This window comes from Parvularcula sp. LCG005, assembly GCF_032930845.1.
In the GTDB taxonomy this organism is placed as follows: Bacteria; Pseudomonadota; Alphaproteobacteria; order Caulobacterales; family Parvularculaceae; genus Parvularcula.
On the sequence record NZ_CP136758.1, the window covers coordinates 1,094,629 to 1,107,419 of the forward strand.

A 12,791-nucleotide genomic window follows, 5' to 3' on the forward strand; every position below is an offset into this window, starting at 1 on the left:
CATGGTGACCAACCATAATCACGATGCACATGACGGCCATGATCACGGCCCGGGGCATCATCACGACCATTCCGGTATTTCGGACAACCGACGGCTGTTCATCGCGCTGTTGGTGATCAGCGTCTTTTGCGTGGTGGAAATCATTGGCGGAATCCTGTCGGGATCCCTCGCGCTGCTGGCCGATGCCGGCCACATGGTCACTGACGCGGCGGCGATCGCCCTGGCCCTGTGGGCGCGCTGGCTGGCGGCCAAACCTTCAAGCGCTGCTTATACTTACGGCAAGAAGCGGGCCCAGGTGCTCGCAGCTTTCGTGAACGGGCTGGCGCTGTTCGTCCTGATCGGATTCCTGCTCTACGAGAGTTTTGAGCGTATGGCGTCGCCCCATCCGATCGAGGCGAAGACCATGCTGCTCGTCGCGACGCTCGGCCTGTTTGCCAACTTCCTGGCGTTCTATGTCCTGCACCGTGGCGCAACCCACGATGTGAACATGCGCGGCGCGCTATTGCACGTCATTGGTGACATGCTCGGCTCGGTGGCGGCGATCATTTCGGCGGGTGTCATTGCTGCCTTCGGCTGGCTGATCATCGACCCCATCGTGACCATCGCGGTCAGCCTGCTGATCGCACGGTCGGCCTGGTCACTGACCCGGGAAACGGCGCGCATTCTGATGGAAGGGGCACCGCCCTCCATGGCCCCCGACGCGGTGCGCAGCGCTCTCAAATCCGCCGTGCCTGAAGTCCGTGACATTCACGATCTGCGCATCTGGATGCTGACCCCTGATGTGCCGCAGATGACCATGCATGTGCAGGTGGCCCACGCCAGCGAAGCGCCGAAGGTGCTGCGGGATATCAAGGCCGTCCTCAATGAGCGCTTTGGCATCACCCACTCGACGATACAGGTGGAGCCGGTGCCGACCTCGTCCGAGGAGCGGAAGCTGTCGGCCGATCCGATGCATTGCCCGGACCGTCCGGTGCATCGTCACGCCGACAATGTAGTCTCCCTGACGCCCGGCCTACATCACGGCTGAGACGATCCGCTCCTTCGCGGCGGGGATGACGTCTTCGGCCCGGTCAACGACGATAATGTCGTTGCGCAGTTCCGGTGCGGCAAAACCGCTATCAATCACATGCTCGAGAAGCTCGATCAGTGGGGACCAGAACCCCTCCACATTGAGGACGACCAGCGGCTTGCGGTGCAGGTCGAGCCGGGCCCAGGACAACAACTCGATAATCTCTTCGAGCGTGCCGATGCCGCCGGGCAGCGTGCAGATCGCGTCGCTTTCCTCAAACATCATCATTTTGCGCTCGTGCATCGTCTTCACGATCGTGTGATCGACCCCTTCGAGCACGCCTTCCAGTTCCACCAGAAAGTCGGGAATGATCCCGAACACGTCGCCCTGGCGGTCCCGGACGGCAGATGCGACGGTGCCCATCAGGCCCATTTTTCCCCCGCCATACACGAGACGCCAGTCTTCATCGGCAATGGACGCGCCCAGTTTCGTTGCTGTTTCGGCGAAAATAGGGGCGTTGCCGGGACGGGACCCGCAATACACGCAGAGGGATTTCTTTTTCATCATCGCGATTTCTTCTGTTCTTCGTTAGAGTGACAGGACACCGAGGCCAGAGCCGGCCTCTTCGCCGAGACCGGAGAAGAAAAACCATGCGCACCCTGTTGCTCGTCGTCCTGATTGTTGCCGCGGCGATATTAATTTACCTTTTCACACAGCGGCAGTTCGGCACCGAGGAGGAGGTAAGTCGCCCCGGGGTCGAGGACACTACACCAAATCAGGCCGATGGCGATAGTGAAGAACAGGAAGCATTGTCGCTGCCCCGATTCGACATTGTGCGCGTCGACCGGACCGGGTTTGCCGTTATTGCCGGGCTGGCGGACGCGGAATCGACGGTCGAGCTGACGGCGAATGGCGAGGTCATCGCGACCGAGACTGCAGGGCCTGATGGATCCTGGGCCATTTCGACCGATACCCCCTTGCGCGAGGGACCAGTCGAGCTGGGTCTGCGCATGACGACGCCGGACGGCATGACGGTCATCAGCGAGCAGACCGTCATCATCTATGTGCCCGAGCGCGAAGGCGATAACCCCGTCATTCTGCGCACGACACCGGGCGGCGCGACCGAAGTCCTGCAGCGCGCCAGCGACCCGGTCGGCGCCTTGGGCCCGCTCTCCATCCTGTCGATCGACTATGATGATGGGGGCAACGTTATTCTGGCCGGCGTGGCCGAGCCTCGCTCCGTGGTGCAGGTCTTCGCCGACAAGCAGCCGGTGGGCCAGGTCAGTGCCGATGACGATGGACGATGGGAGCTGTCGGCCACAATTCGCCCGGGCCGCTACACGCTGCAGATCATCCAGCTCGGGCCCGATGGCGCACCGCGTTACGCGATTGAAGTGCCGTTCGAGCAGGCGTCGCTGGCGGATGTGCAGCTCCGCGATGGCAATGTGATCGTGCAGCCGGGCAACAATCTCTGGCTCATCGCCCGCACCGTTTACGGCACCGGTTTTCAGTACACGGTGATCTATCAGGAGAATGCGGACCAGATCCGCGATCCGGACTTGATCTACCCTGGCCAGGTCTTCCGTCTGCCTGAAGAAGAGGGTGAGGACGCCGGAGATCAGGAGTGAAGCAGCAGGCGTTCGATACCCTCACGGTTGAGACGCGCGGACCGGGCCTGACCATGATCTCGCGGCAGGCGAGCCGCTTCGTGGATCAGTCGGGCATTGGTCGCGGTCTCTTCACCGCGACGGTGCAGCACACCTCTGCCTCGCTGACGATCCAGGAAAATGCCGACCCGGATGTACAGACGGATCTGCAGGCGTTCTTTGAACGGATCGTGCCGGAGGGGCCGCATTATATTCATGATGCGGAAGGGCCCGATGACATGCCCGCTCACATCAAATCGGCGCTGACCCTGACATCGGTTTCCATCCCTGTGATGGATCATCGCCTGATGCTCGGGACGTGGCAGGGACTTTATCTGTTTGAACACCGAACCCATGCTCAGCGGCGGCGAATCGTCTTTCATCTGATCGGGGAATAAAAAAGGCCGCCCTCAAGGCGGCCTTTTCTTCATCTGTGTTCGAACTGTTTACAGGATCGACTGACCCGTCGACGCCCAGTCTTTCTCGAACGCGTCGAGGCCGTTGGCGGTCAGCGGGTGATAGAGCAGCTTGTTGAAGACGCTTGGCGGGATGGTCGCGACATCGGCACCGACAATCGCACAGTCCTTGACGTGTGCGGCAGAGCGGATCGAGGCGGCCAGCACTTCGGTCTCATAGCCATGGGCGTCGTAGAGGGCGCGGATTTCGGCGATCAGCTCCATGCCGTCCATGCCCAGGTCATCAAGGCGACCGATGAAGGGCGAGATGTAAGTCGCACCGGCCTTGGCCGCGAGCCATGCCTGCTGCGCGGTGAAGCACAGGGTGACGTTGGTCTTGATGTTGTCGGCCGTCAGGTCCGAACAGGTCTTCAGGCCGTCCCAGGTCAGGGGCAGTTTGACGACCACATTCTGGGCGATATCGGCCAGAACGCGGCCCTCTTTCAGCATCGTCTCGTAGTCGGTCGAGGCGACCTCGGCAGAGACGGGGCCGTCCGTCATCTTGCAGATCTCGGCGATCACTTCTTTGAAGTCGCGGCCCGCTTTGGCAATCAGGCTCGGATTGGTCGTACAACCATCGACGAGGCCCGTATCAAAGGCTTTTTTCAGCTCAGCCGTGTCAGCCGTATCAATGAAAATCTTCATGGGAATACTCCTTGGCGCTTCCTCTGGGGTCTCTAGCGAATTCTTATGATAGCGCAAACATTTCAATTGCGCGACCTGCGGGCAGGGGTGCCCCGAAACCCCTCAAAGGTCAATCGCGCGGCGCGGCGGCGCGCATCAGCCGGTCATTGATGGCCAGCCCCAGCCCGACGGGCGGAATCGGCGCGACGGCGATGGGCGTATCGGCTTCGGCATCTAGCTGCCGCAGATAGGCAAAGAGATTGGCGGCGGCTTCCCGCAGACTGCCAGCGGGTGAGAGATCGAGCACCGCACCGGGCGTGCCGCCAAAGCCGAGCAGGCGTTCCGTGCTCTCCACAGATGTCGCGTCGAGGCGCAGCGCGGCGTTCGGCGCGTAATGGCTGACCAGCATGCCGGGCGCCACCACACCGCTGCCCGGCGTGCCCAGCGGTTGGCGCGTGACGGCCTCGATGTCTTCGGCCGCAATCGCGCCCGGGCGCAAAAGAACCGGTCCTCCATCGCGAAAGCCGATGATCGTGCTTTCAACGCCCCGCTGGCACGGGCCGCCATCGAGAACGGGCACGGCATCGCCGAACTCCTCGGCCACGTGGGCGGCGAGGGTAGGGCTCAACCGGCCGGACCGGTTGGCGCTCGGCGCGACGATCGGACCGCCAAACTGCGTCAGCAAGGCCTTTGCCACGGGATGGTGAGGCACGCGGATCGCGACAGTCTGAAGACCCGCGGTGACAAGCGAGGCAATCGGCGCATCGTCTTTCAGCGGCACGACAAGTGTGAGGGCGCCAGGCCAGAACCGCCGCGCGAGCGTCGCGGCCAGTGGCGGCAGATTGGCGATGGTCGACGCGGCCGCCAGATCAGGCACATGGACGATCAGCGGGTTGAACCGCGGGCGTCCCTTGGTCTCGTAGATCGCCGCGACGGCGTCGCCATTGGCGGCATCACCGGCCAGGCCGTAAACCGTCTCTGTGGGCATGCCCACAAGGCCGCCACCTTTAAGCCTTTCGGCTGCGCGGGCGACGTTTTGCGACGTATTCGACCAAATTGCTGACATTTCGACGCGATAGCCAATCTGCGCGCCGCTATCACTCCATTTTTAAGATGAACCGGCCCATATTGCGGAAAAAGCGATAATTTGGAGGATTCCATGCCCTATCAGACCCCCGTCCGGGATATGAAGTTCCTGCTCGACCACGCGGCGCGTTTTGACAGCGTCGTTGAAACCGGTGCGTTCGAAGACCTTTCGGACGATTTCGTCGCCACGATCCTCAGTGAGGCAGGCCGTTTTGCCAATGAGGTCCTGTGGCCGTTGCAGCGTGTGTCCGATGAGCAGGGCGCAAAGCTTGTCGACGGACAGGTCATTACCACGCCGGGCTTCAAGGAAGCCTACGCCCAATACGTGGAAAGCGGCTGGAACTCCTTGGCATTTCCGGAAGAGTGGGGCGGGCAGGGTTTGCCAAACTCCCTCGCGCTGGCGGTGAATGATGCAATGCAGGCGGCGTGTATCGGCTTTGCCATGGGCACGATGCTGACCACCGCCTCGGTCAAGGCACTGCTCACCTTTGGCACCGATGCGCAGAAGAAGCTCTATCTTGAAAAGCTCGTCACGGCGGAATGGTCTGGCACCATGAACCTGTCCGAGCCGCAATCGGGCTCGGACCTTGCCACGATCAAGACAAAGGCGACCCCGGTCGGTGATGGCACGTACAGGATCAAGGGTACGAAGATCTGGATCTCCTATGGCGATCACGACATGGCCGAGAACATCTGTCACCTCGTCCTTGCCCGGCTGCCTGACGCGCCGGAGGGGACACGCGGCATCTCGATGTTCCTTGTACCGAAAGTCCGTGTAAACAGTGATGGCAGCCTTGGCGACGCCAACGACATTACCGTCGTGGGGATCGAGGAAAAGCTGGGCCAGCATGGCTCTCCAACTTGCGTCCTGTCCTATGGCGACAATGATGATTGCCTCGGCACTCTTGTGGGCAAGGAGAATGAGGGGCTGAAAAACATGTTCGTCATGATGAACGCCGCTCGCATCGATGTGGGGATGCAGGCCGCCTCTGTCGGCGAAGCCTCGTTCCAGAAGGCACTCGAATATGCCCAGGATCGTAAACAGGGGCGCCCCTATGGCGTGAAGGAAGGCCCGGCGGTCGATATCTGGCAGCACCCGGACGTTCGTCGAAACCTTTACACCATGAAGGCATTGACCGATGCGTCCCGCGCCATCTGCTACGCCAATATGGTGGCCTATGATGTGTCCCGCCGTTCCCCTGATGAGGCGACGCGAAAGGCAGCGCGGGAGCGGGAGGAATTGCTGACCCCGCTGTCCAAGGCGTTCGCCTCCGACCGCGCGCTCGAGACAACGAATATCGGCATTCAGGTCCATGGCGGCATGGGCTTTGTCGAAGAGACCGGCGCGGCGCAGTTCTATCGCGATGTCCGCGTCTGCGCGATCTATGAGGGGACGAACGGTATCCAGGCCCTCGACCTCGCCGGCCGCAAGCTTGGCATGCAGGACGGCAAGCTGGCCCATGACTTCCTCGGCGAGGCGAAGGATCTGGCGGGGGAACTGTCGGGCAGCGACAATGAAGACCTGAAGGTCATCGGCCAGCGGCTGACGGCAGAAATCACGACCCTTCGCGAAACCACCGACTTTATGATCGGCGCCATGCAGGGCGACGCCCAGGACGGCCTTGCCGGGGCAACGCCTTATCTCGACCAGTTCGGCTATGTAGCGGGCGGCTTCTATCTCGCGCGCTCGGCGCAGGCCGCGGCGTCCATGCTGGGTGCGCCCGATGCCAGCTATTACGCCTCACGCATCGCTATCGCCCGGTTCTACGCCGACAATCTCCTGCCGCGCGCCTCAGGCCTTGCGGCAGCCGTGATGGCCGGGGGCGGGACCGTGGCCCCTATCGACCCACAGCTTCTCCTCGCGTAGAGCGCCGTCATCCTGATGGACGGGGACGCAAATTGTTATAGGTCCTCGTCTATCATGGTGGTCTGGTGGTTTGCGGGGCGAGTGTGCTTGAACTGGTAATGATGATCCCCGGCGTGGTCGGGCCGCGAAAGGGGTTTTCCCTGATCGCCGACAACCCCTATGGCAGTGTCATGATCTGGTGGCTCAGTTTTCTTATCATTCCTGTCGTGCTGGGCCTCCTCTGGACCCTCTGGAAAAAGCCGCGTTGGCGTATCCTCGCGGGGCTCCTGATGGTCCCTGCGCTGTTTGGATTTTACGCCCGCTTTATCGAGCCGCACCGGCTGGTGATTGCCGAACACACGGTCCGCATTTGCGGCGAAGGGCTGCCCGGTACGCTGACCGCAGCGGTCGTCTCCGACATGCATTCGGGCCTCTACAGTAACTCCCCGTCGATCAGCCGCATTGTCCGGACCCTGAACAATCAGGCGCCGGATTTCGTCCTGATGCCGGGAGACTTCACCAATTTTCTGGCCGAGAAACACATGGATCGCGCCATGGCGCCGTTCATGGATCTCGATATGCCGGCCTATGCGGTTCTGGGGAACCATGATTTCGGCCTGCCGGGCCATGATGTCGAGGAACGCCTGCAGACGGCACTCGAAAAGTCAGGAGTGACGGTTCTCAATCCGGGCAGTGCCACCTTCGGGGCGCACGGCAAATATGTCCGCATCGTCGGCATGCAGGATTTCTACGAGCTGAAAGAAAACAGGCCGGACTTCAGCCCCGATCATGGTGTCAGTCCGCTGCCCACCATTCTGCTCGAACATAACCCCGATCTGATCAAGACCGGACGGACAGGGCCCTTTGACCTGTTTGTGGCGGGTCACACGCATGGGGGGCAAATTTTACTGCCCTTCATCACCTGCACCATGACGTTCGCCTGCGACACGCTGCGTTATGGGTATGAGGAGACCCCGGCGGGCAAACTGTTCGTGACATCGGGGACCGGCATGTCCGGCGTGCCCCTGCGCTTTGGCGTGCCGCCCAAGATCGACATGGTCACGATGGAGATTGATCGCTGCCGCGTCGACGCCATCCGCAACCCGATGCTGGCGCCCAATCTGCCGCTCAACTCACCGTCAATGGATTAGGCTTTACTCAGCGTTCTGCCGCATACGCATCAAAGAAGGCTTTGGTGTGTGCGCCATAGCGTTCGTGGATGCCAATGGATCCGCGATTGAGCCCTTGCCGGGACTGGAAGACGGACGCGGTGTTGACCGTGGCCGTGGCGCCGCTCGGATCGGCCATTTCAGGCACATAGGCTTCGCCGATATGATCCGCGACGCGGGTCAGAACTGACTCAGGGGCGCTCACCAGCTCCTCATAGGAAATGGTCAGGATACGGTTGGGCAGGACTGCCTTCCAATGGGCCATCAGCTTTTCTTCCGTGCGGAAATGGTGGCCAATATCGCCCAGCGCCGCCGTCCATGGCAGGCCCTGCGCAAAATATGTGCGGAAGCATGACATCGCATTGTCGCCGGCATCGCGCTGGATGTGAATGAACCGCGCCCGGGGCAGGGCCTGGGCGAGCGGTCCCAGCAGACGGGACAGGGAGAGGGACTTGTCCACGGACCGCAGCGGCGCGCCAAGCCGGTCGGCCGCCAGGCGCCTATAGGTGTCCCCAACGCGGGTCCAGCCCTCAGAACCCTGATCAGTATCGAAAGCAGTCATCGCCTGGGCGTCAAATCCCTTCACGGGCATGAGCGCGGCCTGCGCAAAGTTGACTTCGCCTAATGCGCCGAGCCGTGGATGACGGGACAGCATCTGGGTGAGGAGGGTCGTCCCGCTGCGCGGCAGCCCGAGGATGAAAATGGGATCAGCGGTGGACGCGCTCAGGGCGAGATCGTCCATCAGCTCTGCGGTCGTGTCGCGCATCAGAACGTCGGCCCCTGCAGCGTCAACACGGCGATCATGGGCGCGATAGATCTGCAGGATACCGCCGGCTTTGCGGTAGGCATTGAACGCCCCCTCATAATCACCGGCATCGTCACGGGCTTTGCCAAGTGCATAATAGAGGCTGGCGGCGGGTTCGTCCTCGGCCATGGGCTTCTGGACTTCCCGCTCAAGACGCTCGCGCAGCGCCTCGCTCACCGGGCCCAGACTGGCGAGCGCGAACCAGGCCGATCGCGCACCCGGCCGGCTCTCCAACGTCGCTTCGAGATGGCGGCGGGCCGCGTCGAATTCGCCACGTTCTGCCGCGATCACGCCAAGCAGGTTCTGCACCGGCGCTGTGTTCTTCGCGTCGTCACCGAGCTTGTTCAGCACCGCCTGGGCTCGCTCATGCTGGCCCATCTGCGCCAGCGTCCCGGCATATTCGACGGCCAGGCCCGCATCGCCCGGGTTGTCGCGATAGATCCGCTCGGCAGCCACCAGCGCCAGCGACGTCTCCCCCAGCGGCATGGCCAGCTTCACGACATTGCGCCAGGCCGGTCCCAAAGAGCTGTCCGCGTCAAGCAGCGCCGCCATGTCGGCCGCTGCGCCATCACGGTCCCGGGCCTTGAATTTGGTCAGGAGGGAATTGGCGAGCTGTTTGGTGCGGGAGGCTTGGTCTGTCATCGGGCCTCCTTATCGGCATCTGCGCCAGCTTGTCAGCCGCTTTGTGTGCACGGGCCGTGAGACGAGCGTGCGTGCGGGTTCCTGCTGGTAAATTGGCGCGATAAATGGCAGTCATCAAATATGTCAGAAAATACCGTGTCGACCGGAGGCGCCCGTCCCTTCGGTGCTTTTGAATGGATGGTGGCCCGGCGTTATCTGGGGGCCACGCGCAAGGGCGGCGGCGTCAGCCTGATCACATCGATCGCGCTGACCGGTATCGCCCTCTCCGTCATGGTCCTCATCGTCGTCATGTCGGTGTTCCAGGGATTTCGGGTCCAGATTCTCGATCAACTGTTGAGCGTCAACGGTCACGTCTTTGTCGAATCGGGCATGGGCCCCATGACCGAGTACGAAGAAGAGGCGGTGGCGCTGGCGAAGGTGCCGGGGGTTGAACGGGTGACGCCCGTCCTGCGGCTTGAGGCCTACATGGTCGGCCCCTCTGGCCAGAAGGCGTCCCTGATCTGGGGGATTGCACCAAATGATCTGAACCAGATTGAAGAGGTCACTGGCGACAGCCATCTGCGCGGCGGACGGTTCGACGGGTTTGGTGAAGGCAAGAATGGCGGCAATGAAATCGCCCTTGGATGGGGCCTTGCCAATGCGCTGGGCGTGCGCTCGGGCGATGTGGTGACACTGATCACTGCTGGCGGCGCAGAGACGGCGTTCGGCCGCTCACCGACGACGCAGAAAGATTATCGCGTTGGCGCGGTCTTCCAGATCGGCAATTCCTTCTACGATCAGTACTACGCCTATATGCCGCTGGAACAGGCGCAGATCTTCGGCCGCAAGAAAGGGCAGGTCAGCGAGATTGAAGTGCGCGTTGCCGAGCCGCTTGAGATTGACCGTTATCTTCCCTCCATTCGTTCGGCCGCCCCCAACTACGCGCTGTCGGACTGGCGCGACCGGAACAGCGATATTTTCGGTGCCTTGCAGCTTGAGCGCGGCATGATGCGGATCATTCTTCTGATGATCGTCATGGTCGCGACGATGCTGATCATTTCCGGTCTCGTCATGCTCGTGAAGGACAAGCGCAGCGACATCGCCATTATGCGCACCATGGGTATGACGAAAAGCGGGGTGATGCGCGTCTTTCTGCTCGTCGGCGCGACGATCGGCATCACCGGCACGGTGATCGGCACCATTCTGGGGGCGTTGGTCTCGACCAATATCCAGACGATTGAGCGGGCCATCTCCAAGCTGTTCGGTGTCGGCTGGAACCCCGAGATCTACTTCCTAGCGCAGATCCCGTCCGTGTTCGAATGGCAGGAAGTCAGCGTCGTGGTGCTCTTCACCCTTGTCATGTCCTTCCTGTTTTCCGCCTACCCCGCCTGGCAGGCGTCCAAACTCGATCCGGTAGAGGCGCTGCGTTATGAGTGATCGGCAGGTAGCAGCTCAACTGACGGGCATTCGTCGGTCCTTCGGCGACCTCACCGTGCTTGATGGCGCCGATCTGACGGTCCGGCGCGGCGAGATGGTTGGCCTCCTTGGGCCGTCCGGCTCCGGCAAATCCTCCCTGCTGCACATTGCGGGCCTGCTCGAGAAACCATCCGCAGGCACGGTGATGATCGATGGTCGCGACACGAGCGCTGCGTCGGAAAAGGAACTGACGGCACTGCGCCGTCACAAGATCGGCTTTGTGTATCAGTTCCATCATCTGCTCCCTGAATTCAACGCCCTGAAGAACGTCGAATTCCCGATGCTCATTGCCGGGACGAAGCCGTCCGTGGCGACTGAGCGCGCCACGGCCCTGCTGACCACCTTGGGGCTGGCTGAACGCCTGACCCACCAGCCGGCACAGCTGTCGGGCGGTGAGAAACAGCGGGTGGCCATCGCCCGCGCCCTGGCCAACGAACCGGCGCTCCTGCTGGCTGACGAACCGACCGGCAATCTGGATGTCGACACTTCGGGCCGGGTTTTCGACAGTCTGCTCCGACTGGTGCGTGCGAGCGGCCTGGCGGCGATCGTCGCCACCCATGACCGGTCGCTGGCCGCCCGGATGGACCGTGTGGTGACGATCCAGAACAAGAAGCTGGTCCAGATCGATCTTGAACCAGCCCTTTAGCGCGCCTCGATCTTCAGGGGCACGCCGCCACGTGGGCGCATCGTCACGGCCAGATAGGGCTCTGGAGGCTGCGCGCCCGGCATGGAAAACCGTAAAGACGGGGTGAGGGTGGCGAGGATCGCCACCGCTTCCATCATCGCAAAGCGCAGGCCGATGCAGACCCTTGGACCCCCGCCAAAAGGCAGCCACTGATATTTGTGATAATCGCTGGCGCGCTCCGGCAGGAACCGGTCCGGATCAAACGCCCACGGATCAACCCACAGGGCCTGATGCCGGTGCATCGGATAGACGCCGACACTGACATGGTCGCCGGGGCCAAAATGATGGCCACCCAGTTCGACCGGCGCCGTTATCCCTCGCGGAATGATCGCCACCGGCGGATAAAGCCGCATCGCTTCCCGTACCACCCGGTCGTGCAGTGCAAGGCGGGGCAGGTCTTCGGCGGTGGGCGCTCGGTCGCCCAGCACTGATGTCGCTTCCTCGGCCAGCGCGTCCTGCCAGTGCGGGCTCTGGGCCAGTATCGACAGCGTCCACGCCAGGGCGACGGCGGTCGTCTCATGGCCCGCCCCGACAAACGTCAGGGCATTGTCCACCAATTCTTCCGCATTCAGACCAGCACCTGTCTCGGGATCACGCGCCGCAATCAACAGGCCCATCAGGTCGTCCTGTTCTGCGCCCTCAGCGAGAGGCACAGCCATCCGCCGCTCCACAATGTCGGTGGCCATGGCGCGCAGTTCGGCCACCGCCGCCATGCCCTTCTTGTAGCCGGGTGAAAACAGCCGTCGTGGCAGAAACGAATCAAAAACCGGAAACAGGTCGTAAAGCGTGAACCGGCCAATAGAGTGCGCGAAGATGGCGATGTTCTCGGCCACGTCCTCCTGTCGGAAGCCTTCGCCCGGCTGGGCGAGGAGCACATCGCTGATCACATCGAAGGTGGCGCGAGTTGTTTCTAGCGCGATGTTGACCGTCTCACCGCGCTGGGCCAACAGGCGGTCACGACTGGCAAGACCCGCCCGTGAAAATGTCGGCACGAGCGATGCGAGCGCACGCGCCCGAAACGCGGGACTGGCCGCCTTTCGCTGGGTTTTCCATGTCTGTCCTTCGGCCGTCAGCAGGCCATCGCGCAGGGCGGGTTTCAGGACTTTCTGCGCCAGCGGTGACCGGCCACAGAACGTGCCTTCTCCCTGCAGCAGTTTCTGGACAAGGTCCGGATCCATCACCTGGGCGAACCACCGGCCACCCATCCGTGCCTTGATGATAGGGTCGCGGAAATAGTCCTCCGTGTACATGGACACCGGATTTTTCAGCGAGGCGCGCAGGCGCCTGATCGGTCCTGTGCCAGAGGGCATGGGCGGCACGGTCCGCGGTTTCAGGGGGACGCTGGCGCTGGCGGTCATGGCATTGTCTC

Annotated in this window: 12 protein-coding genes; 7 read left to right on the forward strand and 5 right to left on the reverse strand. The window is 62.2% G+C overall.

All coding sequences use genetic code 11. The features are described from left to right. Window position 1 precedes the first annotated feature (1 nt). Window positions 2-1,027 (forward strand): cation diffusion facilitator family transporter, encoded by a 1,026-nt coding sequence (locus RUI03_RS05095; protein WP_317289208.1) that lies wholly within the window; start codon window positions 2-4, stop codon window positions 1,025-1,027. On the opposite strand, the gene RUI03_RS05100 is transcribed toward RUI03_RS05095, so the two are convergent. Next, on the reverse strand, window positions 1,013-1,576 hold the full coding sequence (locus RUI03_RS05100) for a TIGR00730 family Rossman fold protein (RefSeq protein WP_317289209.1): 564 nt from the start codon (window positions 1,574-1,576) through the stop codon (window positions 1,013-1,015). The two genes, RUI03_RS05095 and RUI03_RS05100, sit on opposite strands and share 15 nt — an antisense overlap. Before the next feature lie 83 nt (window positions 1,577-1,659). On the opposite strand from RUI03_RS05100, the gene RUI03_RS05105 reads away from it, so the two are divergent. Together RUI03_RS05105 and RUI03_RS05110 are read left to right on the forward strand one after the other, a co-directional pair. After that, entirely contained in the window at window positions 1,660-2,637 is a 978-nt protein-coding gene (locus RUI03_RS05105; protein WP_317289210.1) for a LysM peptidoglycan-binding domain-containing protein, read from the forward strand. After that, window positions 2,634-3,053, forward strand: coding sequence for a secondary thiamine-phosphate synthase enzyme YjbQ (locus tag RUI03_RS05110; protein ID WP_317289211.1), 420 nt, complete (start codon window positions 2,634-2,636; stop codon window positions 3,051-3,053). Before RUI03_RS05105 ends, RUI03_RS05110 begins: the two co-directional genes overlap by 4 nt. 48 nt (window positions 3,054-3,101) lie before the next feature. Here RUI03_RS05110 and fsa read toward each other — a convergent pair whose 3' ends face one another. Together fsa and RUI03_RS05120 are read right to left on the reverse strand one after the other, a co-directional pair. Then, window positions 3,102-3,755, reverse strand: coding sequence for a fructose-6-phosphate aldolase (gene fsa, locus RUI03_RS05115; protein WP_317289212.1), 654 nt, complete (start codon window positions 3,753-3,755; stop codon window positions 3,102-3,104). 109 nt (window positions 3,756-3,864) lie between these two features. Next, window positions 3,865-4,800: an L-threonylcarbamoyladenylate synthase gene (locus tag RUI03_RS05120; protein WP_317289213.1), complete on the reverse strand. Its 936-nt coding sequence runs from the start codon at window positions 4,798-4,800 to the stop codon at window positions 3,865-3,867. Window positions 4,801-4,893: 93 nt separating this feature from the next. On the opposite strand from RUI03_RS05120, the gene RUI03_RS05125 reads away from it, so the two are divergent. Both RUI03_RS05125 and RUI03_RS05130 read left to right on the forward strand, forming a co-directional pair. Beyond that, the gene (locus RUI03_RS05125; protein WP_317289214.1) at window positions 4,894-6,687 is read left to right on the forward strand and encodes an acyl-CoA dehydrogenase; all 1,794 of its coding nucleotides are present in this window, start codon (window positions 4,894-4,896) and stop codon (window positions 6,685-6,687) included. An 83-nt stretch (window positions 6,688-6,770) separates the two neighbouring features. After that, a complete protein-coding gene (locus RUI03_RS05130) occupies window positions 6,771-7,817 on the forward strand; it encodes a metallophosphoesterase (RefSeq protein ID WP_317289215.1) in 1,047 nt (348 codons plus the stop codon). Between the two features lie 7 nt (window positions 7,818-7,824). Here RUI03_RS05130 and RUI03_RS05135 read toward each other — a convergent pair whose 3' ends face one another. Next, window positions 7,825-9,282 (reverse strand): tetratricopeptide repeat-containing sulfotransferase family protein, encoded by a 1,458-nt coding sequence (locus RUI03_RS05135; protein WP_317289216.1) that lies wholly within the window; start codon window positions 9,280-9,282, stop codon window positions 7,825-7,827. A 120-nt stretch (window positions 9,283-9,402) separates the two neighbouring features. On the opposite strand from RUI03_RS05135, the gene RUI03_RS05140 reads away from it, so the two are divergent. Both RUI03_RS05140 and RUI03_RS05145 read left to right on the forward strand, forming a co-directional pair. Further along, a complete protein-coding gene (locus tag RUI03_RS05140; protein WP_317289217.1) occupies window positions 9,403-10,698 on the forward strand; it encodes a lipoprotein-releasing ABC transporter permease subunit in 1,296 nt (431 codons plus the stop codon). Beyond that, window positions 10,691-11,383 (forward strand): ABC transporter ATP-binding protein, encoded by a 693-nt coding sequence (locus tag RUI03_RS05145; RefSeq protein WP_317289218.1) that lies wholly within the window; start codon window positions 10,691-10,693, stop codon window positions 11,381-11,383. The genes RUI03_RS05140 and RUI03_RS05145 overlap by 8 nt, the downstream gene beginning before the upstream one ends. Here the strand turns inward: RUI03_RS05145 and RUI03_RS05150 are convergent. Beyond that, a complete protein-coding gene (locus tag RUI03_RS05150) occupies window positions 11,380-12,780 on the reverse strand; it encodes a cytochrome P450 (RefSeq protein ID WP_317289219.1) in 1,401 nt (466 codons plus the stop codon). The genes RUI03_RS05145 and RUI03_RS05150 overlap by 4 nt on opposite strands. Between the last annotated feature and the right edge of the window lie 11 nt (window positions 12,781-12,791).

What these genes read in the sequence shown, in the direction of transcription:
- RUI03_RS05125 (WP_317289214.1), top strand. Translation starts at nt 4,894, where the DNA reads ATGCCCTATCAGACCCCCGTCCGGGATATGAAGTTCCTGCTCGACCAC.
- RUI03_RS05120 (WP_317289213.1), bottom strand. Translation starts at nt 4,800, where the DNA reads ATGTCAGCAATTTGGTCGAATACGTCGCAAAACGTCGCCCGCGCAGCC.
- RUI03_RS05150 (WP_317289219.1), bottom strand. Translation starts at nt 12,780, where the DNA reads ATGACCGCCAGCGCCAGCGTCCCCCTGAAACCGCGGACCGTGCCGCCC.
- RUI03_RS05135 (WP_317289216.1), bottom strand. Translation starts at nt 9,282, where the DNA reads ATGACAGACCAAGCCTCCCGCACCAAACAGCTCGCCAATTCCCTCCTG.
- RUI03_RS05095 (WP_317289208.1), top strand. Translation starts at nt 2, where the DNA reads ATGGTGACCAACCATAATCACGATGCACATGACGGCCATGATCACGGC.
- RUI03_RS05100 (WP_317289209.1), bottom strand. Translation starts at nt 1,576, where the DNA reads ATGATGAAAAAGAAATCCCTCTGCGTGTATTGCGGGTCCCGTCCCGGC.
- RUI03_RS05145 (WP_317289218.1), top strand. Translation starts at nt 10,691, where the DNA reads ATGAGTGATCGGCAGGTAGCAGCTCAACTGACGGGCATTCGTCGGTCC.
- RUI03_RS05105 (WP_317289210.1), top strand. Translation starts at nt 1,660, where the DNA reads ATGCGCACCCTGTTGCTCGTCGTCCTGATTGTTGCCGCGGCGATATTA.
- RUI03_RS05140 (WP_317289217.1), top strand. Translation starts at nt 9,403, where the DNA reads ATGTCAGAAAATACCGTGTCGACCGGAGGCGCCCGTCCCTTCGGTGCT.
- fsa (WP_317289212.1), bottom strand. Translation starts at nt 3,755, where the DNA reads ATGAAGATTTTCATTGATACGGCTGACACGGCTGAGCTGAAAAAAGCC.